Below are 26058 nucleotides of genomic sequence, written 5' to 3'. Positions count from 1 at the left end.
AGGGAGCCTGCCATGGCAAAGAACCTCTATATTGCGCCAACCTCGATAAATTCGGGGCTGACGTCTGTGTGCCTGGGATTACTTCGCGCCCTTGAGCGAGTGGGTGTTAGCGTGGGTTTTTACAAACCCTTCAGCCAGTCCGTCCATGAGGGCGAGGCGCATCATAACCGTGGCGAAGATACATCTGTAGCCTTTGTCCGCGCCCGCAGTCATCTGGAACCTCCCCAGCCCATGAGCCTCAAAGAGGCGCAGAAACTGCTCAACACCGGCAAAGCCGACCAGTTGCTGGAAACCATCGTCGGCGAATACCAGAAGGTGGCTCAGACCGTTGATGTGGTCATTATTGAAGGCCTGGTGCCTGACCGAAGTGAAGCCTACATCGCAAGACTGAACGTGGAAGTCGCCCGCAACCTGGGCTCTGAAGTGGTTCTGGTCAGCACTCCCGGGGAGACCGACCCGAAAACCCTGGACGACGAACTGGAGTTCTACGCCCGGTTGTTCTCGAGCCCCGCCGATCCTGAGGTTATCGGCGTAGTGCTCAACAAGGTCGGCGAGCCGGAGAAATCGGAATTCACGCCCCGGGTAAATTCCCGGGCCATCGAAGAACCGATTGATTACGGCCAGGCTTGCAAGGTATTCAGCGAGGGACGCTACCGGCTGCTTGCGGTTATTCCCTGGCAACCGGAACTGCTGGCGCCACGGGTATCGGATATTGTCCGCGAAATGGATTCTGAAGTACTCCACCAGGGAGAAATGCACACTCGCCGTGTGCAGAAGGTAACCGTCAGTGCCCGCACCATACGCAATATGGTAAACACGCTGAAGCCGGGAACACTGATAGTTACCCCGGGAGACCGTGAAGATATTATGGTGACCACAGCGGTTGCTGCACTCAATGGTGTTCCACTGGCCGGCATGATGCTCACCGGGGGCCTGATGCCGGACGACAGAGTGATCGACCTATGCCGCCGGGCACTGGAAACGGGCCTTCCGGTCATGCGAGCTGAAAGCAATACTTATGAGACAGCTCATCGACTGGCCAGCCTTTCGTCCGCCATTCCGGTGGATGACCCGGACAGAATTGAAAAAGCAATGGAGGCCGTGGCAACCCGCATCGACGCAGAATGGCTCCGGGAGCACCTGAAAGTAGACCGGCAGAGCCGCTTATCACCTCCTGCTTTCCGTTACCTGCTGTCTGAGCGCGCCAGGGCGGCAGCCAAACGTATCGTGCTTCCCGAAGGCAATGAGCCGCGCACGGTCCAGGCCGCAATCATCTGTCACCAGCGCAAACTGGCTCACTGCATCATGCTGGGTGATCGTAACGACATTGCCAATGTAGCACGGCACCAGGGGCTCGAATTACCTGAGGAAATGGAAGTCGTTGATCCGGCCGAGGTTCGAAAGGACTATATCGAGCCCATGGTAAAGCTCCGACAGCACAAGGGCCTGGCCCCTGACATGGCGGAAGCGATGCTGGAAGACAATGTGGTGCTCGGAACCATGATGGTCTCGGAAGGCAAGGCTGACGGCCTGGTATCCGGTGCCGTGCACACCACGGCCAATACGGTGCGCCCGGCCATGCAACTGATCAAGACCCACGAGCACGCCAGGGTGGTGTCGTCGGTGTTCTTCATGCTGCTGCCCCAGCAGGTTGTTGTCTATGGTGATTGCGCCATCAATCCGGACCCCAACGCAGAAGAACTGGCCGATATAGCAATCCAGAGCGCTGGCTCAGCAGAAGCTTTCGGTATCGAGCCAGTGGTTGCCATGATCAGCTACAGCACCGGTGAGTCCGGGAGTGGCAAGGATGTGGAAAAGGTACGGGAAGCCACCAGAATCGCCCGGGAAAGGCGTCCTGACCTGTTGATTGATGGCCCCCTGCAATACGATGCGGCTGCCATCGAGAGCGTTGCCAAAAGCAAGGCGCCCAATAGCAAGGTGGCCGGCAAGGCCACAGTGTTCATCTTCCCGGACCTCAATACCGGCAACACCACCTACAAAGCAGTGCAGCGCAGCGCAAACGTGGTGAGTATCGGCCCAATGCTGCAGGGCCTGAGAAAACCGGTGAACGACCTTTCCCGGGGAGCGTTGGTGGAAGACATCGTCTTTACCATCGCCATTACCGCGGTACAGGCCAAACAGGTGGAGGATGCAGGGCTGATCTGACCGTTCAGCCTTGCCCTGACGGGTTCAGCGTTTCTTGCTCTTCATTCGGGCTTTCTTCTTGACCGGCCGGCCTTTCTTGAGGTCGTTATCCTGCTTTACTTTCTGGCGGGGAGTCAGACGGCTGACCTTATTGGCAAACGGGTTCTCGCTGGAACGGAATTCGAAGCGGATCGGCGAACCGTTTACCTTCAGGACCTTGCGGAAGGTGTTCTCCAGGTAGCGCTTGTAGGCACCGGGCAATGCATCTGTCTGGTTGCCATGCACCACGATGACCGGCGGGTTCGAGCCACCCTGGTGGGCGTAACGAAGCTTGATGCGGCGCCCCTGCACCAGAGGCGGCTGGTGCTGTGCCGTCGCATCCTGAAGAATGGCAGTCAGGCGGTTGGTGGGCCATTTCGCCATCGCCGATTCATAACAGTCATGGACAGAGTCGTACATGACACCAACGCCGGAGCCGTGAAGCGCAGAAATATAGTGCTTGTCGGCGTAATCGAGAAAATCCAGGCGACGCTGAACCTGCTCTTTCACCTTAGCCTTGTCTTCCGGGTCCATACCATCCCACTTGTTGACTGCAATCACCAGGGAACGGCCGGCATCCAGCACAAAGCCAATCAGGTGGAGATCCTGGTCAACCAGTCCTTCCCGGGCATCAATCACCAGGATAACCACGTGGGCATCATCAATGGCCTGCAGGGTCTTTATGATGGAAAACTTCTCCACCGTTTCACTGACATTCTTGCGACGCCGTACGCCCGCCGTGTCGATGAGCGTGTATTGGTGGTCCATGCGCTCGTAAGGAATGTAAACGCTGTCCCGGGTGGTACCGGGCATATCAAACACCACCACCCGGTCTTCCCCCAGCATGCGGTTGACCAGGGTGGATTTGCCCACGTTCGGACGGCCGACAATACCGATGCGGATACCTGGATAACGATCAGCCCTGTCCTGGGCTTCGCGCTCCTCTTCCGAGGGCAGCAATTCCTCCAGCATCGAACGAATGCCCCGGTTATGGGACGCAGCAATCAGGAAGATGGACTGGAAACCAAGACCATGAAAATCAGAGGCTGCAATGTCCGGATCCTGGCCGTCGGTCTTGTTGACAACAAGGTGTGCCTGTTTACCGGTTTTGCGCAGATGATCAGCAATCAGCTCGTCGCCGCCATTAAGGCCCGCCTTGCCGTCTACCAGAAAAAGCACAATGTCCGCTTCTTCAACGGCCTGCATGGAATGGCGGGCCATTTCCGCATCAAGGCCTTCCTCTCTGCCGGTGAGGCCACCGGTATCAATGACAATAAACCGCTGGCCCTCGTAATTGCCCTCACCGTATTTACGGTCACGGGTAAGGCCGGGAAAATCCGCTACTAGCGCATCCCGGGATCGCGTCATCTGGTTGAACAGTGTTGACTTGCCAACGTTGGGACGTCCGACAAGTGCAATTACAGGGGTCATAATCTTTCGCTACACAGTAAACAGGGCCAGCGCTTCACAGCGATATAACCGGAAAGGAGCGCTCAGTCGCGCTCCCGGATTTTAACAACAGACATTTTACCGCTATTGCCGTAAACCAGAAGGTTGCCGTTCTGCAGACGCTGGAAAGGCACTCGCAGCCCTTCGTCATCAAACTCGAGCTGTCCCTGCAGGCTGCCGTCCTCCAGGGACAACATGTGGATGTAACCCTCGTAGTCACCAACCATCAGATAGTCGTCGAACACGATTGGCTGAGTAGGCTGGCGCCAGGATAACCGGTCCTGCTTCCACACCTCACGCCGGTCATTACCACGATACGCAGTAATATCTCCATTGGCGCCGGCTACAAAAATGTTGCCATTACCAATCATTGGAGACTGCAGGCTCGACTCTCTGCGGCTCCATATTTCCTCACCACTCTGCAGATCAACCAGCGCCAGTTTACCCTGGTAACCAACCACCATGGCGGCGCTTTCAAGAATCAGCGGCTCACCGGCTACATCAACCAGCCGTTCCAGTTCGGTACGGCCCTGGGGCTGGCCTACCTCATACTGCCAGACCGGTTGTCCATTCTCAGCGGAAATCGCCATCAGCTTGCCGTTGGCCAGTGAGGCCAGAACCAGATCTGCCCCCACCAACGGTGAAGCAGCAGCCCGCATGGAGAGAACCGGCACGTCGCTGTCGTACTGCCAGGCCTTGTCACCGCCATTGGCATTGAACGCCAGCACTTTACCGTCGATGGTCTGCGCGACCACAAGACGACCATTCGACTGTGGCGATGCCAGTACCTCATTCGGCAGATCCTGCTCCCACAGCTCGGTGCCGTCCTGGCGCGATAAGGCCTTTAGCTGTGCATCGCGCGTAACCAGGTAAAGATTACCCTGATCTCCGCCAACGCCGGCGCTGATCTCTTCTTCCAGGTCCTGATACCAGGCCACCTCACCGTTTTCCGGGTCGACGGCCCAGATTTCCCCTTCGGCGGAAGCCGCATAGAGGGTATCGCCTGCGTTCAGCGGGGCCAGATAAAGGAAGTTATCCGCATGGCCATCGCCCACCCCCATGGTCCAGACACTTTCCAGCTCCACGGAAGCAGAAATATTCGGCACCGGAGCGGGCTGTTCAAAAGTATCATTAGAGCTGCAACCAGCCAGCAGTGCCAGCGCAAGCAGACCAGTCAGAGAAACGGAACGTATCTGCCCAATAGACATCACGGGCATCAGGCTCCCTCCCCTACGCCAAGGTCAGACAGTTTGAGTTCGAGAATACCGCTGCGCCCCTGCTGGTTCTGCTCTCTGGCCGCCAGATAGGCATCGCGGGCTGCTTCACGGTCACCCTGAGCCAGCAGGATATCACCTTTCAACTCAGTGAAAATGGCGCCGAAACTACCTGAGTCGTCAACGCCCTCAATGGTACTGAGCGCCTCGTCATACTGCTCTGCCGCCAAATGGGCACGGGCCAGTCTGTTACGGATCACCAGCGCCAGAGCACCGGATTCACCGGCCTTTTCCTGTGCCCAGGATAGCGAGTCAATGGCTGCCTCAGCATCACCCTGGTCCATGATCTGTTGCCGCGCCAGCATCAACATGCCGTAGATGGCGAATGCACTGTCGCCGTACTCCTCACGCAGTGTCTCGGCTACATAGGCCACGGTCTCTGCACGATTCTCATCGCTTTCATCGCTGTAGGCGTTGATCAGGTCAGCAAACTGGGAAGCAGCTTCGGTCCGTTGCTGCATCTGGTGGTTCTGCCAGGCCTGCCAGCCAAATACGATGGCCAATGCCGCTGCAATACCAATCAGGAGCGAGCTGCCATTTTTCTTCCACCAGTCCTTGATTGCCTGGACCGTTTCTTCCTCAGTGCGAATTTCAGCCATGATGACTCCTGTATTTAATGATTATCGTGCCTGCAGCGGAAACCTGTCGGCCCGCCATCAGCGGCCCAGTAATTCTTTCAGTACGCCCGCAAGTTCCGCCTGGGCGATGTCCTGTTGCGGTTCGTCCGACCGCAGCGGTTTGAGTGCCGCTGAGCCGGTGGCCAGTTCATTCTCGCCCAGAATAATGGCGTAACTCGCACCGCTTCGGTCGGCCTTTTTCATCTGGCTCTTGAAGCTGCCGCCGCCACAATGGCTCATTATGCGGGCGTCAGGCAAGGCGGAGCGCAGCGACTCACCAAGCGACAATGCCGGTGCCACGGCCGAATCCCCCATGGCAGTGACATACACATCCACACAGGAATTGGCAATGGCGGGAACAAGGTCAAGGGTCTCGAGCAGCAGAATCAGCCGCTCGAGACCCATGGCAAAGCCAACGGCGTGGGTGGGTTTGCCACCGAGCTGCTCAACCAGACCATCATACCGGCCACCGGCACATACCGTGCCCTGTGCGCCAAGGCTGTCAGTGATCCACTCGAACACGGTTTTGCCATAGTAATCGAGACCCCGCACCAGTCGCGGGTTTACGGTGTAATCAACACCCGCCGCATCCAGCAGCGCACGAAGTTCGCGAAAGTGTTGCACGGACTCCTCGTCGAGATAGTCATCCAGGCTGGGAGCGTCTGCCAGAAGCTGCTGTGTTCCCGGGTGCTTGCTATCAAGAACCCGAAGGGGATTGGAAGACAGCCGACGCCTGCTGTCTTCGTCCAGCTGATCAAGGTAACCCGAAAGATAAGCCACCAGGGCTTCCCGGTATTCACGGCGAGCTTCTGATGTGCCAATGGAATTGATTTCCAGGCGGGTATGTTCACCCAGCCCGAGTTCACGCCACAGGCGGGCAGTCAGTACAAGCAGTTCCGCATCGATATCCGGGCCATTCATACCGAAACATTCCACGCCAATCTGGTGGAACTGGCGGTAGCGACCCTTCTGCGGGCGCTCGTGGCGGAACATGGGGCCGGTGTACCAGAGGCGACGGGTCTGATTGAACAGCAGTCCGTGCTCTTCAGCAGCGCGGACGCAGCCAGCAGTACCTTCCGGGCGCAGGGTCAGGCTGTCACCGTTACGGTCTTCGAAAGTATACATTTCCTTCTCGACGATATCCGTCACTTCGCCGATGGAGCGCTTGAACAGGTCGGTCTGCTCCACCACCGGCATACGGATTTCCTGGTAACCGTATTGCGAGAGTACCTGCCTGACTGTGTCTTCCACGAACTGCCAAATCGGCGTCTGTTCTGGCAGGATATCGTTCATCCCGCGAATTGCCTGGATCTTAGCCAAGTTACTACCTTATCTGTTTCAATGATTAGACGATCTGCACTCAGTCAGTCGAACGGGTGATGATCGCGTCTTCTTTTTCCTTTCGACGGGCAACTTCCTCGCGGATCAGCCGCTCCAGATCATCGGTCAGGTTGGCATTATCAAGCTTCTGGTTGGGCTTGCCTGACATATAGAACAGGTTCTTCGGGCTGCCACCGGTAAGGCCGAGGTCTGCCACTTTGGCCTCGCCCGGGCCGTTGACGATACAGCCGATAATGGCAACATCCAGCGACTCGTTCACGTCTTCCAGCCGCGCCTCAAGGTCATTCATGGTCTGGATGACGTCGAAGTTCTGGCGCGAACAGCTCGGGCAGGCAACAAAGTTGATGCCGCGACTGCGCAGGCGAAGGCTCTTGAGGATATCGAAGCCAACCTTGATCTCCTGCACCGGATCCGCCGCCAGGGACACCCTGATCGTGTCGCCGATACCGTCCATCAGCAGCATACCCAGGCCAATCGACGACTTTACGGTGCCTGAACGGAAACCGCCCGCCTCGGTGATGCCAAGGTGCAGGGGCTGCTCGATCTGGCTCGCGATCAGGCGATAGGCTGCAACGGTCATGAACACCTCGGATGCCTTGAGGCTGACCTTGAAGTCCTGGAAATCATGTTTGTCGAGAATGTCAATATGGCGCATGGCCGATTCCACCAGTGCCTCCGGCGTCGGCTCGCCGTACTTGCGCTGCAGTGCTTTTTCCAGTGAGCCGGCATTGACCCCGATACGGATGGGAATATTGCGGTCACGGGCAGCACTTATCACCGCACTTACGCGGTCATCCCGGCCGATATTTCCGGGGTTGATGCGCAGACAGTCCACCCCGAGTTCGGCAACCCTCAAGGCAATGCGATGATCAAAGTGGATGTCTGCAACCAACGGCACAGAGACCATGGAGCGAATCTTGCCGAAGGCTTCGGCAGCGTCCATGGATGGCACGGATACCCGGACGATATCGGCGCCCGCTTCCTGGAGGGCACGGATCTGGCCCACCGTGGCGTCGACATCGCAGGTACTGGTGTTGGTCATACTCTGAACAGCGATCGGAGCGTCCCCGCCTACGGGAACATTACCCACCATGATCTGGCGAGATTTACGTCTTTTGATCGGAGATTCGTGATTCATAGCTTGCCAACCGGGAAATTAAGTTCGTGACTGTCAGATATCCAGCGTAAATTCTGCACGGTTATTGACGACCCGGAAGCTGGACATGTCCACCGGCTCGCCATCGAAACGTATTGATTGAATCGCATCAACAGCACCAACGATAACTTCGATCGGCACCCTGCCGGAGACTTCAATCGTGTCACCATTGCGCTGCAGAGACCCCACCAGACGATTGCCCGTAGAATCAGTCACCTGAACCCAGCATTCGTCACTGAAGGCCATTTCCAGCCTGGCATTGACGGCTGCGGCATCCGGTTCCGCACTTTCCTCGAATGCAGGTTCAGGGGCACTGGTCACGACCGGAACGCGGTTCTCGTCAACGTCGCCGGAAGCCGCTGGCATCTGCTCAGGCGATTCCATGCCAGCCTCGTCGGATCCCGTGTCTGTCACCAGCGCAATCTGCTGCTGTTCGTCGGGCCGGGCATTCATGCTTACTTCTTCAACGGCCGGCTCGTCAATAACCGGCTCACCGCCCGCTGGCGCTGGTTCTTCCACCCCGGCATCATCTTCGATACGGCTCTCTTCAGGGGAGTCGCTACTGCCGGGTTCTGATTCCGTCGGTTCGATTGTCTCAGATGATTCATCGGAACTGTCCGGCTCCTCCGGAGACGAAGTCGTTCCCATGGTGTCAAGAAAACGAAGACCAACAAATACCACGATGGCGATAATCAGGATATAAAAGAGAACCTTTGCAATGCGCCGTTTCCGGTGCCTGCGGCGCTCTATATCCACCAGCGGGTTCAGTTCTTCCGCCTGTGCCTTTTCCTGCCGCAGCGGCTCAAGTTCCTTGTCCAGCGTCGCTATCACCGCATCCGGATCAAGGCCAACCTGGCGCGCAAATGTTCTGACATATCCTTTCAGGAACAGTTCACTGTCGATCTGCTCGTAGTTACCTTCCTCAATGGCGTGAATCACCGCCGGACGCAGGTGTTGCGCCTCAGCCACAGCCGAGACACTCAGCCCCTTCTGCTCCCGCGCGCGCCTCAGTTGTTGCCCTGCGGCTTCACTCACTACTGGCTGTTGTGTGTCATCACTGTCCATTCGACGTCATCACCCTGTATTGTTGGTATTCGACAGAGTTCGGGAAGTTGTTCTTCAGTTGCAGCCCCAGGCTTGATGCCTGATCCCGGTCACCAAAATGCCGGGCAATACGAATGCCCGTATACAGGCTTTCCGGAGAATGGCGGAGATTCCGGTTACGCTGCATCAGGGTGGTCAGACGGCTATAGTGCCTGGAAGCCGCCTGGTAATCACCGGACTCCACCAGTGTGCGGGAAAGTGCAAGCAGGGATCTGGCGTCGCCCCGGGACAACTCCACAGCCCGTCGGTAAGCTTTAATCGCGCCATCAAGGTTGTCTATACGCTCTTCAGTGAGGCCGAGGTTGAAGAATACCGACGCTCTCTCGCCGTAACTGGTGTCTCTGGAGGCAGCAAGGAACTGGTCACGGGCATCTTCAAACCGGCGCTCACCATAAAGAAACGCCCCGTAATACACTCGTGCACGGGTGTAGTCCGGATCGCTGTCCAGTGCATCCCTGAATGACCGTTCAGCAAGCTCCGGTTCACCCTCTGACTGATAGACCAGACCCTTCGCTGCAAGAGCGCCCGGGTTCTCCGGCTTGAGCTCAAGAGCACGGTCAAGATGATTGCTGGCACGCTCGATATTGTCCTGGCCGATATAAGCGGTTGCCAGTTCAACATAGTTGTCAACCGCCTTGTCGCGATCAGCCTCGCGGGCAAACCGGCTATCAGTGTTGGTCACACAACCTGTGACGAACATTGCCAGTAATACCATGGCAAGTGCAGCCCGGAGCCTGTTTACTGGTTCAGATGTCACAGTTGGCATTTCCTCTTGTCTTCAGAGAATTTCTCACCCGGCTTCATGGACTGACCTGGTGCACCTGTATGTAACGCTGGCTTCGTTTGGTCCGGTCTTCCACCATGCCAACAAGCTGGCCGCAAGCGGCATCAATGTCATCGCCACGGGTTGTTCTGACGGTTGCGATATACCCCGCCTCATTGAGAACCGCCTGAAAACGACGGGTGGCATTCATGCTCGGCCGACGGAAATCGCTCTCCGGAAACGGGTTGAAGGGAATCAGGTTGATCTTGCACGGCAGTCCGCGCAGCACAACAGCCAACTCCCTGGCATGCTCCGGCTGATCATTGACTCCCTCAATCACTGTGTACTCGATGGTCGCTTTACGCTTGTCCGGCAGCCGGGCCAGATAGCGACGGGTCGCGGCCAGCAATTCCGAGATCGGATACTTTTTATTCAACGGCACCAATTGGTTACGTAGTTCATCATTGGGGGCATGAAGTGAAATGGCCAGTGAAACATCCGTAACCTCGCCCAGGCGATCGATGGCCGGAACCACGCCGGATGTACTCACGGTGACACGCCGCTTGGAGATTCCGTAAGCCAGGTCCTCCATCATCAGGTTCATGGCATCAACCACATTATCGAAGTTCAGCAGCGGCTCACCCATGCCCATCATGACCACATTGGTGATAGGGCGATCCGGGCCGGGCTCAAAAGGCATGAACGCTTTGCGAGCCACCCAGACCTGGCCGATGATCTCGGCGGCCGTCAGGTTGCGGTTAAAGCCACGCTTGCCCGTTGAGCAGAAGGTGCAGTCCAGGCTGCAGCCAATCTGGGAAGAAACGCACAGGGTGCCGCGCTCGCCGTCCGGGATCAGCACGGTTTCGACGCTGTTGCCGTTATCCATGCGCATGACCCATTTGCGGGTGCCGTCTTTCGAGGATTCATCGTAAACCACTTCCGGCCCGCGAATCTCTGCGACTTCTTTCAGCTTTTCCCGCAGAACCTTGCTCATATTGGTCATTTGATCGAAGTCATCGGCACCGCGCTGATGAATCCACTGCAGCACCTGCGTTGCCCGGAAACGCTTCTCCCCCAGGGATTCAAAGAAAGCCTCCATTTTGGCCTTCGGCATTCCCAGAAGGTTGGTTTTCTCAGCAACAGCTGTCATTTCATAACCTCGATCAGATAACCAATCCGGGCCGGAAACGATTCCGGCCCGGGGCAGCTCAATCAACCGCGGGGGCAGATTTCGCTGTCATTGAAAAAATACGCAATTTCACGCTCTGCAGACGCTGCTGAATCCGAACCGTGAACGGCGTTAGCGTCGATGGACGATGCGAAATCGGCGCGAATGGTGCCTGCTTCCGCCTCTTTCGGGTTGGTAGCGCCCATCAGGTCACGATTCTTCAGGATAGCACCTTCGCCTTCCAGAACCTGAACAACAACCGGGCCGGATGTCATGAAGGCTACCAGATCATTGAAAAACGGGCGCTCCTTGTGCTCGGCATAGAAGCCTTCCGCCTGCTCCTGGGTCAGATGCATCATCTTCGCGGCAACAATCGTCAGTCCTGCTTTCTCAAAACGTGTATAAATCTCGCCGATCACATTTTTTGCGACTGCGTCGGGCTTGATAATCGAGAGCGTGCGCTCGTTTGCCATGATCTGTCTCCATTCAGGTTCAGAAAAATTTCAGGGTTGAGATTATACGCAGTCCGGAGGCAACTGCCTACCGCACTGAACGGAGACGGGTAACCACGTCAATGATTTGCGTCGCTGCAAAGTCAACCTCCTCCGGTGCGGTAAAACGTCCGAAGGAGAACCGGAGTGCCCGGTGGGCCTGCTCGTCATCCAGCCCGATGCCCTTCAATACAAATGATGGCTCGATCGTCGCCGACGCACAGGCAGAGCCGGAAGAAACCGCCAGATCCCTCAGCCCCAGCATCAGCGACTCGGCATCCACGCCTGCGAACGACAGGTTCACGATACCCGGCACCCGGTGCTCGTTACTACCATTGAGCGTAACGCCTTCAAGGCCTGACAGCCCTTCCAGAAACTTTGTTCGGAAGCCTTCAAGCACTTCTTTTTCCTGCTCGAGCTGCGCACTGGCAAGCTCGAAAGCCTTACCCATACCTACAATCTGATGGGTTGGCAGGGTGCCGGAACGCATCCCGCGCTCATGGCCACCGCCGTGAATCTGTGATTCGATGCGTACGTCCGGTGATCGCCGAACATACAGTGCACCAACACCCTTGGGGCCGTAGACCTTGTGAGCTGACAACGAAAGCAGATCCACCGGTACAGCACTGACATCCACTTCTGTTTTACCGGCGGCCTGAGCGGCGTCCACATGAAACATCACACCACGCTCGCGAAGCATGGCACTGATCGGCTCGATGTCGGTCTGGCAGCCCAGTTCATTGTTCACCATCATCAGGCTCACCAGAACCGTGTTTTCCCGGAGGGCACTCTCCACCTGTTTCGGCTCAATTAGCCCATCCTGACCGGGAGTCAGCCAGGTGATGCTCACCCCGTTGCGCTCAAGCCATTTGCAGGTATCAAGAACCGCTTTATGCTCAATCACCGAGGTTATAATGTGAGGATTCTCGTGACCGGCAACCGCGCCTTTTATGGCAAGGTTGTCGGACTCCGTAGCACCCGATGTCCAGACGATTTCACGCGGATCAGCGTGGATGAGACTGGCAACCTGTCGACGGGCACCCTCCACCGCTGCTTCAGCCTGCCAGCCATAAGCATGGGTACGGGAGGCAGGGTTACCGAAAACACCGTCAGGCGTAAGGTACTTGCACATTTCTTCCGCAACGGCGGGATCGACGGGCGTGGTCGCCGCATAATCAAGGTAGACGGGCTTTTTCATAGAAGTTTCAGGCTAATAGCTCAGGCCGAGGCCTGATCGGAAAGGCGCTCGGTGTTGATCGTCTGTGAATCACCTTCGGAATGACGATTGTTCTGCCGACTGGCAACCACTTGGATCTCACGCTTCCTCATCAGATCTCCAAGGCTGATATCGCTCAGGAACTGATGGATCTGGTCGCTGAGATCAGACCACAGGTGGTGGGTCAGGCATTTTTCGCCATTCTGGCAATCACCCTTATTGCCGCAACGGGTGGTATCCAGGGATTCACTGACCGCGTCCACCACCTCCGCAATATATACGGCATCGGGTTCGCGGCTCAGGCGGTAGCCACCGCCAGGCCCGCGGATACTGGTCACCAGTTTGTGACGGCGAAGGCGAGAAAACAACTGCTCGAGATACGAGAGGGAAATCTCCTGCCGGGCAGAAATATCAGCCAGACTGACCGGACCCTGATCCCCGTGAAGGGCCAGATCCAGCATTGCCGTCACCGCATAGCGGCCTTTGGTGGTCAGTCTCATAAACTCAGCCCCGGTCAGGGATTACTTAGGCTTTAACAGAGCCGAGTATGAATTGACCCACCAAATCAGTCAAGTATTCACCTTTGCGACGGCTCGTCGTCCCGCACGCAGTCGAAATCCTCTTCGTGCAGCGGCGGCAGTTCACCGTTCTGGTATTCACTGTTCACTTTCCGGAGCGCCTGGCACATGTTCTCGATACGGTCATCCACCGCGTGCATGTGGTCAAGCAGGCTGCGCATCGCTCGGGCGACCGGGTCCGGCATTTCCTCGGTCACGCCGTACGCATCGAAGCCCATCCGCTCTTCCATCTCTTTGCGGCGAACATTGTCCTCACCCTTGCTCTTGACCACTATACGGCCGGGAATACCCACCACTGTGGCCCCTTCGGGCACAGCTTTGGTGACCACAGAGTTGGAACCGATCTTGGCGCCCTCTCCCACTTCGAACGGTCCCAGAATCTTGGCACCGGCGCCAACCACAACACCATTCCCCAACGTGGGATGTCGCTTGCCCTTGTTCCAACTGGTGCCGCCGAGGGTTACCCCCTGGTAGAGCGTTACATCGTCACCAATCACGGTGGTTTCACCAATCACAACACCCATACCGTGATCGATAAAGAAGCGACGGCCAATGGTCGCACCGGGATGAATCTCGATGCCCGTCAGCCAACGGGCGAGGGTCGAGAACGTGCGCGCGAGCCACTTCAGACCCAGGTTCCAGAGCCAGTGGGAGAACCGGTGGCACAGGAGAGCATGAAGCCCGGGGTAGTTGGTAAGAACCTCGAAGGTGTTACGCGCTGCGGGATCACGATGAAATACGCTGTTTACATCTTCCCTTAAACGTTCAAACATAACCCTATTCCTGCTCACCGGCTGAGGAACCAGCCCTGGAAGTGTGTTGTCCTGCCTTGTCATTGCCGGCAGACTTCTGAACCGCTGTCAGGACGCCCCGAAGAATACTGATTTCCGTCTGATCCAGTTTCGCTCTCTGGAACAGACGGCGCAACCGGGTCATCAACTGCCCGGGCTTGTCCCGACGATGAAAATCAACATCTACCAGCGCCTGTTCAAGGTGCGTGAAAAAACCCTCAACGTCCCTGACCGGTGCCGGCGGCACATCCCAGCCGGCATCCCCCGGCGCGTCCATCGGCTTCAGATATGGGCTGCCATCGCCACCTTCAAGGCCACGGAGATAATGCATCCGCAATTCATAACACATTACCTGAACTGCCATGGACAGATTCAAAGAACTGTAGTCCGGATTCGACGGAATATGGATGTGGAAATGACAACGCTGCAACTCATCATTGCTCAGGCCATGGGCCTCGCGACCGAACACCAGCGCTACAGGCCCCGCGCCGGAGTGCTCCGCAGCCTTTGCTGCGGCGTCCGGCGGCGCGATCACCGGCCAGGGAATCTTGCGGCCACGGGCGCTGGTGCCCATGACGCAGACACAATCGGCAATGGCTTCGTCAAGCGAGTCGACAACGCGGGCATTATCCAGCACATCCGACGCTCCCGCCGCCCGTGCGTAGGAAGTTTCATCGGGGAACGACGACGGATTGACCAGCCACAGACTGCCAAGCGCCATGTTTTTCATGGCCCTTGCAACGGCTCCGATATTGCCCGAATGAGACGTTTCAACCAGAACAATCCTGACCTGGTCGTCAAATGTGTCCGTGCCCTCCTGGGGCATCGCTGACTTGTGCATGGCGCTCACATCTCTGTAAAAATCCGGAAAGGCGCGCATGATAGCAGATTTCGTCCCCGGCCTGCCTCATCGGATATGCCCTGATACAGCGCGCCATCAGTGACATTGCGGAGTCGAAAAACATACAAGCGGCGCCAGTTTTTGATATGATATGCGGCCTTCACACACCCGGATAATGAACACTCAGATGCAACCAGCTATTAAAATGGCCCTGCGCGTAGCTCGTCAGGGGTCCGACTATCTGAAAGCACATTTCGAACGCCAGGAACCCAATGGCGACAGCGAGGACCGCCGCAAGCAACTGGAACGGGTCGAGCAGTCTGTTTACGACAATTTTTCTGAGCAGCTCGAAAAGGCCTACAAGGACCATGTAATTGCACAGCTGAACGAGGCGGACTCCGACGGCAACGACAAGAGCTGGCATATATTTCCGGTGCTAGGGCGCGAGAACTTTCTGCGTGGCATTCCCGATTTTGCACTGGCACTGCTCCAGAAAAAGAATAATCGCACCGAGAACCTGCTGCTGATCAACCCGATCACCGGCGAAGAATATTCTGCCAGCCGCGGCCATGGCGCAGCGCTCAATAGCCGCCGCGTACGCACAAGTGAAGTCAAACACGCCGACCGTGCAGCCGTCGTCAGTAATCTCCTGGACCAGACCCGCAGCAGTGACGATGCGCTTATGTGGGGAGAAATGGCCTCCCTTCTGGCTCATGACAGCAGCATGTTCCGCACAGCTGGCTGCATTGCGCTGGATATTGCGCGGGTTTCCTCCGGCCATCTGGACGCTGCCGTTATTTTCCGCCCGGAGCCGGCAGATCTGGCTATTGGCGTGACACTGGCACTGGAATCCGGCGCTTTGACCGGTGACTTCTCCGGTAACCCGTCAACGGAGAAAGCGAAGCAGCTTATCGTTGCCAATCCCAAGCTGTTCCGGGAAGTACTGAAAACCCTTCACCCCTTCCGGGGCCGCCTGCCACGCTAGACCGGCCGGACACAAAAAAGCCGCAACCCCTTAAGGTGTTGCGGCTTTTTTCTGACTGACCGGATTACATCCGGTTCAGCCAATCGGGCGGTTCTTCTTCCTCTTCCTGCCCCGCCAGACCTTCCTTCGGCGGTACAATCAGATCTTCCCGGGCAACACCGAGGGCAACCAGCATGTTGGCGGCAACGTAGATGGAGGAATAGGTACCCACCACAACACCGATCATCAGCGCCAGCGCAAAGTTGTTGATGGCCTCTCCCCCCAGGAAATACAGGGCCAGAAGAACAGCGAGCGTCGTGCCGGATGTGTTGATGGTCCGGCTGATGGTCTGTTGAATGGACTCATTGATAACATGCTCGGAATCTCCCTCCCGCAGCTTGCGGAAGTTCTCCCGAATTCTGTCCGCCACAACGATCGTGTCGTTCAGGGAGTAACCGATCACCGCGAGCAGTGCGGCCAGCACACTCAGATCAAAGGTCCACTGGAACAGCGAGAACACACCAAGAACAATAATCACATCGTGGGCAAGCGGCACAACCGCTGCTATGCCGAACTTGAACTGGAAGCGCATACCGACGTAGATAAGCACCACCGCCAGGGCAATCAGCATCCCGAGGCCGCTGTCTTCCTTGAGCTCCTCGCCCACCTGGGATCCGACAAACTCGGAACTGACCAGTTCAAGCTCGGCACCATCCTCTGCCAGAGCTTCGGTCACCTCTGCTGCGAGCTTGTCGTTTTCCGATTCCGCCATTCTCACCAGAATGGTGGTATCGGAACCGAAATTCTGGACCACGAACTGTTCGTAGCCGGAGTCTTCCAGGGTTTCCCGTACATCATCCAGTGCGGGCGCCTGCTGGTACTCAAGCTCAACCGACGTACCGCCGGTAAAATCGAGGCCCAGGTTCAGGCCACGAGTCGCCAGCAGAGCAACCGCAGCGATGATCAGCGCAATGGACACAACGGAAGCAGCCTTCCGTATGCCCATGAAATCGATTGGTTTCTTCTCAACTTCAGACATTGGCCAGCTTCCTTCCGATCGACAGCTTTTCGATCTTTCGACCGCCGTATACAAGATTTACGATGCTGCGACTGACCATCAGCCCGGAGAACATCGATGTGAGAATACCGATCGACAGAGTCACCGCGAACCCTTTGACCGGCCCGGAACCCATGGCAAACAGGATGACGGCTACCAGCAGGGTGGTGATGTTGGCATCGAAAATTGATACGAAGGCCCTGGAGTAACCGGAATTGATGGCTGACTGGGGCGGAATGCCTGTCTTCAGCTCTTCCTTTATCCGTTCAAAGATCAGCACATTGGCATCAACCGCCATACCCACTGTCAGTACAATACCGGCGATACCCGGCAGAGTCAGGGTCGCGGAGAGTATCGACATGCAGGCAATCAGCATCATCAGGTTGAGCGTCAGGCCAACACTGGCAATGACCCCGAATCCCCGGTAATACACGATCATGTAACAGAGCACCAGCAAAAACCCGATCACGACTGACATCAAGCCTGCGTCAATGTTCTTCTGGCCAAGGCTCGGGCCGATTGTGCGCTCCTGTACGAAATACATGGGTGCTGCCAGGGAGCCGGCTCTCAACAACAGTGCCAGTTCCGAGGCTTCCGGAATGGAATCAAGGCCGGTAATCCGGAAACTGCTGCCCAGCGCAGACTGGATTGTGGCCAGGCTGATAATGCCCTTCTCGACCACCCGGTTGTCCACGGTTTGGGTTTCCCCATCAACTTCCACCTCTTCGGTTTCCGTGCGGTACTCGATAAACAGGACGGCCATTCGGCGACCGATGGCATTGCGGGTTGCCCGGTTCATCAGATCACCGCCAACAGAGTCCATGGTGATGTTGACCTGTGGCTGCCCGTTCTCATCAAACGCCTGCTGGGCATTGGACACGTTATCACCGGTAACGATGACCTCCTGCTCCAGTCGTGCATCTCGATTGGGGTTGTCACGGAACTCGTAGGTCTCCGTGTTCGAGCCGGATTCGTCCTGGCTAGCTTCAAGACGGAACTCCAGATTGGCAGTAGCGCCGAGAACACGCTTTGCGGCGGCGGTATCCTGGACACCAGGCAACTCGACAATAATCCTGTCGGCGCCCTGGCGCTGCACCAGGGGCTCTGCGACACCCAGCTCGTTCACCCGGTTGCGGATGGTTGTCAGGTTCTGCTCCAGCGCGTAATCCTGGATCGACCTGACTTCTGCTTCCGACATGGTGAGCATCAGACGGTATTCATCATCCTCACTCTGCTCGTCCATCGTGAACTGGTCGTACTGGTCACGTATTAGACTGAAGGCTTCGCTGCGCGAGTCTTCATTCCGAAATGTCAGGACAATGGAATTGTCACCTTCCAGATCACCGCCACGATACCGCACGCGCTCGTCGCGCAGTTCACGCTTGACCTGGCTGGACATGGCTTCGAGGCGCTGCTCAAGTGCTGTCTCCATGTCCACTTCCAACAGGAAGTGGACACCACCGCGCAGGTCAAGCCCCAGCTTCATGGGCCCAGCACCGAGGCTCTTCAACCATTCAGGCGTTGACGGTGCCATGTTCAGCGCCACCAGATAGTCCCTGCCGAGCGCGTCCTGAACAACCGGCCTTGCGCGCACCTGGTCGTCAGAACCGTTCACGCGAATCAGGGCGTCGCGCTCCTGAATCTCGGAGTTCTTGACAGCAATTCCCTTGGCCTCGAGCGCATCAACAGCTCTTTCAAGAATCCTCTCGTTGACTTCGGTGCTGCTCCGCGCACCGGTGATCTGTATGGCGTAGTCGTCAGGGAAGACATTAGGCAGGGCATAGATAAACCCGATCATCAGCGCGATCAGGATAACCAGGTTTTTCCAGAGCGGATACTTGTTCAGCATGGGGTCCCTTTAAGCCGGCCCTCGGGCCGGCTGTGATGTTTCAGCTTGGCAAATTCAGACCTGAGTCAAAAGCCGGCTCAGATGTCCTTCAGAGTTCCTTTCGGAAGTGCCGCTGCAACAGCAACTTTCTGAACCTTCACTTCGACGTTGTCGGCAATTTCCACCACGATGAAATCGTCGGTTACCTTGGTGATCTTACCGGCCATACCGCCGGAGGTAACCACTTCATCGCCCTTGTTCAGGCCGGCCATCAGCGCCTTGTGCTCCTTGGCACGCTTGGACTGCGGGCGCCAGATCAGGAAGTAGAAAATCAGGATAAAGCCGGCAAAGAAGATCACCTGCCCCATCACACCCATGCCGCCAGCACCGGGATCCTGCGCCATGGCCAGTGTCGGCATTACGGCAAAGAGTGCAGCAACAAGTAACTTGATTGATTTCATTGACTATCTCCGTTTTTTAAGAAAAGTTCAGGTAGCGGTTCAGAACCGGCTCGCCCCGGGGTCACTGTGCCATTGGAGACACGGTTTCACCCCGGCGGGCATAGAAGTCGCTAATAAAGTCCGACAATGTACCTGCTTCAATTGCGCCACGCAATCCGGCCATCACGTTCTGGTAGTAACGCAGATTGTGAATGGTGCTGAGTTGCGAGCCGAGCATTTCTCCACATTTATCCAGATGATGCAGATAACTTCTCGAAAAGTTCTGGCAGGTATAACAGTCGCACTGGTCATCCAGTGGCGCGGTATCATGGCGATGACGCGCATTACGGATCTTGACGATGCCCGTGGAGGTAAACAGGTATCCGTTACGGGCGTTGCGGGTGGGCATCACGCAGTCGAACATATCCACGCCCCGGCGAACCGCTTCAACAAGGTCTTCCGGCCGGCCAACGCCCATCAGGTAACGGGGGCGGTCTTCCGGCATTTTTGGCGGCAGGTGATCCAGGATACGGATCATATCCTCCTTGGGCTCCCCCACTGACAGCCCGCCGATGGCATAGCCATCGAAACCGATCTCCGTAAGCCCCTCCAGTGAGCGCTCCCGCAGTGATTCGTACATCCCGCCCTGAACAATACCGAACAGGGCAGCCGGGTTACCGGCGTGGGCCTCTTTGCTGCGCTGGGCCCAGCGCAGCGACAGCTCCATGGACTCGCTGGCCTGCTTTTCCGTGGCGGGATAGGGGGTACACTCATCGAAAATCATGACAATATCGGAGCCCAGGTCCCGCTGCACCTGCATGGCGATTTCCGGCGACAGTTCCACCGGAGAACCGTCCACTGGAGAGCGAAATGTCACGCCGGCTTCGGTGATCTTGCGCATCTCTCCCAGACTGAACACCTGGAAGCCGCCGGAGTCTGTCAGTATGGGGCCGTGCCACTGGGTAAAGTCATGCAGGTCACCATGGGCCTTAACAACCTCGGTGCCGGGCCGCAACATCAGGTGAAAGGTGTTACCAAGGATTATCTCCGCGCCTATCTCGCTAATATCCCTGGGCAGCATGCCCTTGACGGTGCCATAGGTGCCTACCGGCATGAACGCCGGGGTTTCCACGGTGCCGCGAGGGAAAGTCAGGCGCCCGCGCCGGGCACGGCCATCCTCACCCAGCTTTTCAAACGACATAAAACACTGATCAGTCATGATTGCTCTCCGGATTCCGGGTGCCCTTCCCCTGCATAGGACTTGAGGGCGCCCAGGCTTGGTTCCTGACCGGTAATAAACATGGCGTCACCATAGCTGAAAAAGCGGTAACGCTCTGCAACGGCCTCGCGGTAGGCAGCCATTGTGCTCTGGTAGCCTGCAAAAGCGCTGACCAGCATGATCAGCGTTGATTCTGGCAGATGAAAATTGGTCACCATGGCATCGACGGTCTGGAAGCGATAACCGGGGTAGATAAAGATGTCAGTTTCGCCCTTGAACGGCTTCAGCACACCGCCACGGCTGGCCGACTCGAGGGATCGTACCGAGGTTGTTCCCACCGCAACCACCCGGCCACCCCCGGCCCTCGCTGCATTCACCGCATCAACGGTTGCCTGCGACACCTGGGCCACTTCACTGTGCATCACGTGATTTTCGATACGGTCAACTCGAACGGGCTGGAACGTACCTGCACCCACATGCAGCGTGACAAACGTGCTCTCTATACCCCGGGCCTCGAGTTGCGACAGAATCTTCTCGTCGAAGTGCAAACCGGCCGTCGGCGCGGCTACGGCGCCGGCCTCCCGGGCGTAGACAGTCTGGTAGCGCTCGCGGTCCGTTGACTCGTCTGGTCGGTCCACATAGGGAGGCAGAGGCATATGCCCTATGCGCTCAAGGAGGTCCAGAAGAGGTTCGCTGCTGTCACAGACCAGATGAAAGAGGGCGTCCTCACGCTGCTTCATCAGCATAGGGGTGCCGTCTTCCAGAATAATCCGCTGCCCCGGTTTGAGCGCTTTCGATGTCTTCACGTGGGCCAGTAACTCGTGCTCTCCCAGCAGCCGCTCCACCAGCACTTCAACCTGGCCGCCGGTTTCTTTCTTCGCGAACAGGCGTGCCGGAATTACCCGGGTATCGTTGAAAACCAGAAGGTCGCCAGGCTGGAGAAGATCCGGCAGATCGCTGAATTGCCTATGGGTAACGGAGCCGGAAAGGCCATCAAGACCCAGCAGGCGTGACGCGCTGCGCTCTTTGAGGGGATACCGGGCAATCAGTTCATCCGGCAAATCAAAGTGAAAATCGGAGACGTTCATTGAATGGACTATTCAAGTCACCGCGTTGAGCGGCTTGTAAGTGGTAGCGGCGGGCGGACTCGAACCGCCACGGGTTTTACCCCAACGGATTTTGAATCCGTCGTGTCTACCAATTTCACCACGCCGCCATCGGAGAGTGTGGGGGATTATACTGAGGTTGATTCTGAAAGCAATATAAGCGCCGTACTTGAACTTGCGACGCTCAGGAAATTTACAGACGATCAAACAGGGAAAGCCTGGACACCTGCGCAAACGACTGCTGGGCAGCCTGTAGTACGAAGCTCTGGAAGCTCAGGTTGCTGATAGCTTCTGCGTAATCGACATCCCGTAGTTCAGAGCGGATATCCTCGCTGTAGACGGAAGAGTCCTCCAGAAAGGACTTGGTGGATTCCACGGCGTTCAGGCGACCACCCAGTTCCGTTTGCTTCTTGACGATGCTCTCCTGGGCGTTGTCGAGGTTCTGCAGGGAGGCGGCGATCAGGTCGTCATAGGCTGCCTGCCCTTCCGGTGTTCCCTTATCAAGGGTATCCAGCCCGTCAATCAGGTTTTCGAAGGTGGCGAACACGGACTGCTTTTCGCTGGCGCGGATCGTAAAGGTGTCGCCATCCTCCGCATCCGAGATGGTAGCCCGAACTCCTGCGATTTCAAAAGGTTCGCCAGATTCGTAGGGAATACCGGGTGGCCCGACAAGAACATCCCCCGTATCCGTGACTGCTGTCAGAGTGTTGGTACCTGTGTCGACAGTAATTTCAATGTCATCCGGAGATACAGCCGAGAAAGCGCTGTTATCCACTACCTGAACCTGATCAATCCGGCCGTCTCCGGTGTTTCCCCCACCAGGCTCTGCTGATACCGCCGCCGGAATGGTCGAGAAAATGCCCTTGCCATGGTCGCTGATAGGCACCGTTACACCGTCATCAATCTCCAGCACCCGCTGCCCTTCATCTCCCTGGTATTCCCAGTTTCCGGATTCATTCTTGGCGAACGCCGGGTTATTGCCCTGAAAACCACTGAAAATATACTCGCCGGAAGCGTCCCGCGTATTCGCAATGTTAGCCAGCTGGCCCAGCCGTTCCTTGATTTCCGAAGAAATGGACTTGCGGTCATTGGCCGAAAGAGACCCGTTACCGGCCTGGACCGTCAGCTCCCGTACCCGCTGGATAACATCCAGTGAGTCGCCCAGGGTGCTCTCTTCCTGTTGCAGCCGGTTCTCGGCAAGCCCCGCGTTACGCTGATAGGTTTCGATGCGAGATAGTTCCTGGTCCAGCTTGAGAATCCGCGCTGCCGCCACAGGGTCATCCGAAGGCTTGTTAACCCGTTTTCCAGTCGAGATCTGCTCCTGAGTCTGGTTCAGGTTGCCATTAAGATCCTGCATCCGGTTAATGCCACCGGAAAAAATCTGCTGTGATGAAATTCTGATCATGTCACATCACCTCGCGCTGTTACCGGAAACTCTGTAACAGGGTATTGAACAAATCCTGGGCCACGCTCATCACCTGAGCCGAGGCGTTGTAGGCGGCCTGGTACTGGATCAGCCTGCCGGCCTCTTCATCCAGGTTGACCCCTGAAACCGATTCCCGCTGGTTGGTGGACTGCTCCAGCAGGGTTTTGCCCGCATCCTTGTCCAGCTGGCTCTGACGGGTTTTCACGCCAATGTCCTCGACCAGGCCGGCGTAGCCTTCAGAAAAACTCTGACTGCCGTTGTTGAGGGTATTCTTGGTGCCCAGCGCCGCCATGAATTCGGCATTCCGGTTATCCGATACGCCGTTCGTGTTGTAGTTAATCGCAAAGGAATCACCGGGCTGAGGATTGCCGGATATTTCAAACTGGAAGCCGAAATAATCCGGAGAACGAGGATCTTCAGTAAACAACTTGTTTGAAACGCCTGGCTCAAACCGGTTCACCGGGGGCGTGGCTGCGGGATCGGCCGGCACAATGGGGTTACCGGTATTAGCATCGACAATGTCATAGAACATCTCACCGCCGCTTTCAAAGAACTCGACATCCAACGGTGGATCCAGCTCGCCCTCCTGGCGGAAATTGGACAAAAGCGAGTTGGTAGACGGGTTCCGCACATTCAGCATTTTGCCCTGATTGATCGTAGCATCACCGGCATTTCCGGCAGTGCCCTCTGCCCTCACCGGACTCGCGAAGGCAAGGTCTTCCTCCCGGTTCACTTCCAGATCAATATTGGCCGCGGCCTGCCGGGTGGGCTGGATCAGGAACTTGTCGCCGGCATTGAAGGTGCCCCCCTCCACCCGAATATTAAACCCGGGCATGGAAATTTCAGACTGCACCGGGTCCGGCAGACGGCCCTGGTTAACGACCTCACCCGAAGCCCGGTCAATCAGCTCGAAGTTGCGTCCATCGCCGCCAATCTCCAGAGACCAACTTCCAGCCGGCAGCTCTGAACTGTCGGTGATTTCGACCGCAAGCTCTGCATTTCTTGGTGCACTATTGTTGGCATTAGCGATCACCCTGCCTTGTTGCGCCGCTTCCGAGTTAATGTCGCTGAAGAATCGCCCCCCCAACTCACCCTCAAGGTCCATACCAATTTCATGCTGATGATTAACAGTTTCAGATAGCGCAATCGCAATCCGGCCCAGCTCATCAAACGCCGGCTGCAACCCCTCCGACTCGAAACGGCGCAGACCACCCAGCTTGCCACCATTGATCTGGTCGTCAACATTACTGGTCCGACCGCCGTTGGTCAGAGTAAACTCAAGCGATGTAGGATCTTCTGAGTCATCTCGGGTGCCCAGTTGCACGGCATTATCGCCAACGACCAGAGACTGACCGTTACGCAGGGACACGTTGACCTGGCTACCCTCGGCCTGAGTCACCCGGATGTTGACCAGCTCCGACAGTTGCCGCAGTTTCTCGTCCCGCTTGTCCAGCAACTCATTGGGCTCCCGCCCCTGCGCCAGCCCCGGCGACTCTGAAATCGCATTGTTCAGTTCGGCGATGCTCTTGAGCAGCGTATTGGCATCTTTTACGCCCTGCTGCTTCTGGGTCTTGATTGACTCCCTCTGCTGGATGAATTCCTGGTTAAGCGCTTCAAAACGGTTAACAACCTGTTGCGCTTCGCTGAGCACCAGTTGCCGCTGGGGCAGCGAGGCCGGGTCTTCAGCGGCATTCTGCAGGCTGGCGAAGAAATTATTGAGGGCATTACTCAGGCCCGTGGACTCACCACCCAGAAGGTTATCGAGGCGTGACAATTCGGAGTTCAGGGTTTCCTGTTCTCCGGCCAGTGTTGTGTCTTCACGCACCTGCTGGGTGAGATATTCGTTGGCCAATCGGCGGATATCGGTAACGTTGACGCCTGTACCCACGGAACCGGCGCCAGTGCGCTGCGCCGCTTGGGTTTCAAACTGGACTTCCTGGCGGCTGTACCCTGGCGTGTTGGCATTGGTAATGTTATTGCCGGTGGTATTCAGCGCCGTCTGGTGGCCGAGGATGCCGGTAAGACCGGTATTGATGAGCCCTGCCATAACCGTTACTCCTCAGACCCGCGGGAATCCATGGACAATGTTGTCATGGAATCGTTGTTCATAATGCGGCGAATCTTGGCACCGTAATTCGGATCAGTGGCATAACCGGCTTCCTGGAGCTTGTTGGCAAACTGATCAGGGTCGTCGGCGGCGGCCAGCACATCCCGATAACGGGGATTGGACTCAAGGAACGACACGTAATCCCGGAAGCTGGATTCATAATCCGGATACGCCCTGAACGCCGCCCGCTCATTCATCGGCACACCTTCCCGGAATTCAGTCGTGGCAATATCCACGGAACCGCCCTGCCAGCGCTGGTCTGCCTTGATGCCGAACAGGTTAAAGCTCGGTGAACCGCCGTCACCCTCAATCATGTGCCGGCCCCAGCCGGTTTCCAGTGCTGCCTGGGCAATCATCAGCCTGGGGTTGATGCCGCTTTGTTCAGCCACCTTTTCAGCCACGGGCAACAGTTCACGAACAAACTGCTCCGGCGATTCGAACCGGTCTGGAAGGGTTGCGCCTGTTTCCGGCTTCACGGCCGGTGCGGGCATTTCGGCAACCCGGTTTACCTTGTCCACCTGCTCCGGCAGACGTGGCGACAGAACGGGTACATTGCGGTCGTAATCTGCCAGCTCCGCCTTGTGGGCCGCCATAGGTTTACCTTCGTCGGTCATACCCGGAATCTGCCGGCTTAACTGCCGAACCAGTGCTTCAGAGAGTCCGGTGCCCTGTTTTTGCGATAATGTGAGGCTGAGTTGGCTGTCGAACATTTCCTGATAGAATTCCGACTGGCTGCTGTTGAGATAATTGCCTTCCGCGAAAACATCGCCGGCCTTGCGCATGGATTTCACCATTTCCGACAGGAACAGGCCCTCGAACTGCTTTGCAACCTCAAGCAGTGCCGCATCCTTGTCTGTCCGGGCCCGGCTCTTAAGGGAGTTGAGCCCGTCAAAATCGGTATAGACCTGTGCCTTCTGGAGACTGTAATCCTGCATCAC

Annotated in this window: 23 protein-coding genes and 1 tRNA gene; 2 read left to right on the top strand and 22 right to left on the bottom strand. The window is 56.9% G+C overall.

Annotated features, from left to right (window positions below):
* The first annotated feature begins 12 nt into the window (after positions 1-12).
* Positions 13-2166 (top strand): phosphate acetyltransferase, encoded by a 2154-nt coding sequence (pta, locus tag ACESMB_RS01435; protein ID WP_372925636.1) that lies wholly within the window; start codon positions 13-15, stop codon positions 2164-2166.
* Positions 2167-2190: 24 nt separating this feature from the next.
* On the opposite strand, the gene der is transcribed toward pta, so the two are convergent.
* The 13 genes from der to trmJ form a co-directional block, all read right to left on the bottom strand.
* Positions 2191-3615 carry a ribosome biogenesis GTPase Der gene (der, locus tag ACESMB_RS01430; protein ID WP_372925635.1) on the bottom strand — a complete coding sequence of 475 codons (1425 nt, stop codon included), beginning with the start codon at positions 3613-3615 and terminating at the stop codon, positions 2191-2193.
* A 62-nt stretch (positions 3616-3677) separates the two neighbouring features.
* Positions 3678-4850, bottom strand: a complete 1173-nt coding sequence (gene bamB / locus ACESMB_RS01425; protein WP_372970774.1) for an outer membrane protein assembly factor BamB — start codon at positions 4848-4850, stop codon at positions 3678-3680.
* Entirely contained in the window at positions 4850-5506 is a 657-nt protein-coding gene (locus tag ACESMB_RS01420) for a YfgM family protein (protein ID WP_372970773.1), read from the bottom strand. Before ACESMB_RS01420 ends, bamB begins: the two co-directional genes overlap by 1 nt.
* 57 nt (positions 5507-5563) lie before the next feature.
* The gene (gene hisS, locus ACESMB_RS01415; protein WP_372970772.1) at positions 5564-6844 is read right to left on the bottom strand and encodes a histidine--tRNA ligase; all 1281 of its coding nucleotides are present in this window, start codon (positions 6842-6844) and stop codon (positions 5564-5566) included.
* Between the two features lie 40 nt (positions 6845-6884).
* Positions 6885-8003: a flavodoxin-dependent (E)-4-hydroxy-3-methylbut-2-enyl-diphosphate synthase gene (ispG, locus tag ACESMB_RS01410; RefSeq protein WP_372925631.1), complete on the bottom strand. Its 1119-nt coding sequence runs from the start codon at positions 8001-8003 to the stop codon at positions 6885-6887.
* A gap of 33 nt (positions 8004-8036) precedes the next feature.
* Positions 8037-9086: a RodZ domain-containing protein gene (locus tag ACESMB_RS01405; protein WP_372970771.1), complete on the bottom strand. Its 1050-nt coding sequence runs from the start codon at positions 9084-9086 to the stop codon at positions 8037-8039.
* Positions 9076-9840: a type IV pilus biogenesis/stability protein PilW gene (gene pilW / locus ACESMB_RS01400; RefSeq protein WP_372970789.1), complete on the bottom strand. Its 765-nt coding sequence runs from the start codon at positions 9838-9840 to the stop codon at positions 9076-9078. The genes ACESMB_RS01405 and pilW overlap by 11 nt, the downstream gene beginning before the upstream one ends.
* An 85-nt stretch (positions 9841-9925) precedes the next feature.
* Entirely contained in the window at positions 9926-11038 is a 1113-nt protein-coding gene (gene rlmN, locus ACESMB_RS01395; RefSeq protein WP_372925629.1) for a 23S rRNA (adenine(2503)-C(2))-methyltransferase RlmN, read from the bottom strand.
* A gap of 62 nt (positions 11039-11100) precedes the next feature.
* Entirely contained in the window at positions 11101-11529 is a 429-nt protein-coding gene (gene ndk, locus ACESMB_RS01390; RefSeq protein ID WP_150993152.1) for a nucleoside-diphosphate kinase, read from the bottom strand.
* A gap of 67 nt (positions 11530-11596) precedes the next feature.
* Positions 11597-12745, bottom strand: coding sequence for an IscS subfamily cysteine desulfurase (locus tag ACESMB_RS01385; protein WP_372970770.1), 1149 nt, complete (start codon positions 12743-12745; stop codon positions 11597-11599).
* Positions 12746-12765: 20 nt separating this feature from the next.
* On the bottom strand, positions 12766-13263 hold the full coding sequence (iscR, locus tag ACESMB_RS01380; RefSeq protein WP_372925627.1) for a Fe-S cluster assembly transcriptional regulator IscR: 498 nt from the start codon (positions 13261-13263) through the stop codon (positions 12766-12768).
* A 77-nt stretch (positions 13264-13340) separates the two neighbouring features.
* Positions 13341-14114: a serine O-acetyltransferase gene (cysE, locus tag ACESMB_RS01375; RefSeq protein WP_372925626.1), complete on the bottom strand. Its 774-nt coding sequence runs from the start codon at positions 14112-14114 to the stop codon at positions 13341-13343.
* Between the two features lie 4 nt (positions 14115-14118).
* The gene (gene trmJ, locus ACESMB_RS01370; protein WP_372970769.1) at positions 14119-14973 is read right to left on the bottom strand and encodes a tRNA (cytosine(32)/uridine(32)-2'-O)-methyltransferase TrmJ; all 855 of its coding nucleotides are present in this window, start codon (positions 14971-14973) and stop codon (positions 14119-14121) included.
* Between the two features lie 187 nt (positions 14974-15160).
* Between trmJ and ACESMB_RS01365 the strand changes: the two genes are divergently transcribed.
* Complete coding sequence (locus ACESMB_RS01365; RefSeq protein WP_372970768.1) at positions 15161-15958, top strand: inositol monophosphatase family protein; 798 nt, start codon at positions 15161-15163, stop codon at positions 15956-15958.
* Positions 15959-16022: 64 nt separating this feature from the next.
* Here ACESMB_RS01365 and secF read toward each other — a convergent pair whose 3' ends face one another.
* The 9 genes from secF to flgJ all read right to left on the bottom strand — a co-directional run bounded on the left by secF (position 16023) and on the right by flgJ (position 26055).
* A complete protein-coding gene (gene secF / locus ACESMB_RS01360) occupies positions 16023-16976 on the bottom strand; it encodes a protein translocase subunit SecF (RefSeq protein WP_372970767.1) in 954 nt (317 codons plus the stop codon).
* Positions 16969-18843 carry a protein translocase subunit SecD gene (secD, locus tag ACESMB_RS01355; protein WP_372970766.1) on the bottom strand — a complete coding sequence of 625 codons (1875 nt, stop codon included), beginning with the start codon at positions 18841-18843 and terminating at the stop codon, positions 16969-16971. The genes secF and secD overlap by 8 nt, the downstream gene beginning before the upstream one ends.
* Before the next feature lie 77 nt (positions 18844-18920).
* A complete protein-coding gene (yajC, locus tag ACESMB_RS01350; protein WP_372925621.1) occupies positions 18921-19283 on the bottom strand; it encodes a preprotein translocase subunit YajC in 363 nt (120 codons plus the stop codon).
* Positions 19284-19344: 61 nt separating this feature from the next.
* Positions 19345-20463 carry a tRNA guanosine(34) transglycosylase Tgt gene (gene tgt / locus ACESMB_RS01345; protein ID WP_372925667.1) on the bottom strand — a complete coding sequence of 373 codons (1119 nt, stop codon included), beginning with the start codon at positions 20461-20463 and terminating at the stop codon, positions 19345-19347.
* Positions 20464-20477: 14 nt separating this feature from the next.
* Positions 20478-21569, bottom strand: a complete 1092-nt coding sequence (gene queA / locus ACESMB_RS01340) for a tRNA preQ1(34) S-adenosylmethionine ribosyltransferase-isomerase QueA (RefSeq protein WP_372970765.1) — start codon at positions 21567-21569, stop codon at positions 20478-20480.
* 41 nt (positions 21570-21610) lie between these two features.
* A tRNA-Leu gene (locus ACESMB_RS01335) sits at positions 21611-21697 on the bottom strand.
* 83 nt (positions 21698-21780) lie between these two features.
* The gene (gene flgL / locus ACESMB_RS01330; RefSeq protein ID WP_372970764.1) at positions 21781-22992 is read right to left on the bottom strand and encodes a flagellar hook-associated protein FlgL; all 1212 of its coding nucleotides are present in this window, start codon (positions 22990-22992) and stop codon (positions 21781-21783) included.
* 19 nt (positions 22993-23011) lie between these two features.
* On the bottom strand, positions 23012-25060 hold the full coding sequence (flgK, locus tag ACESMB_RS01325) for a flagellar hook-associated protein FlgK (RefSeq protein ID WP_372970763.1): 2049 nt from the start codon (positions 25058-25060) through the stop codon (positions 23012-23014).
* A gap of 5 nt (positions 25061-25065) precedes the next feature.
* Complete coding sequence (gene flgJ / locus ACESMB_RS01320) at positions 25066-26055, bottom strand: flagellar assembly peptidoglycan hydrolase FlgJ (RefSeq protein ID WP_372970762.1); 990 nt, start codon at positions 26053-26055, stop codon at positions 25066-25068.
* Positions 26056-26058 lie beyond the last annotated feature (3 nt).

The sequence above is a fragment of the Marinobacter sp. genome (assembly GCF_041686475.1).
Lineage (GTDB): Bacteria > Pseudomonadota > Gammaproteobacteria > Pseudomonadales > Oleiphilaceae > Marinobacter.
Note: the sequence above shows the minus strand (reverse complement) of the source record. Positions and strands in the feature narration are given on the sequence as shown.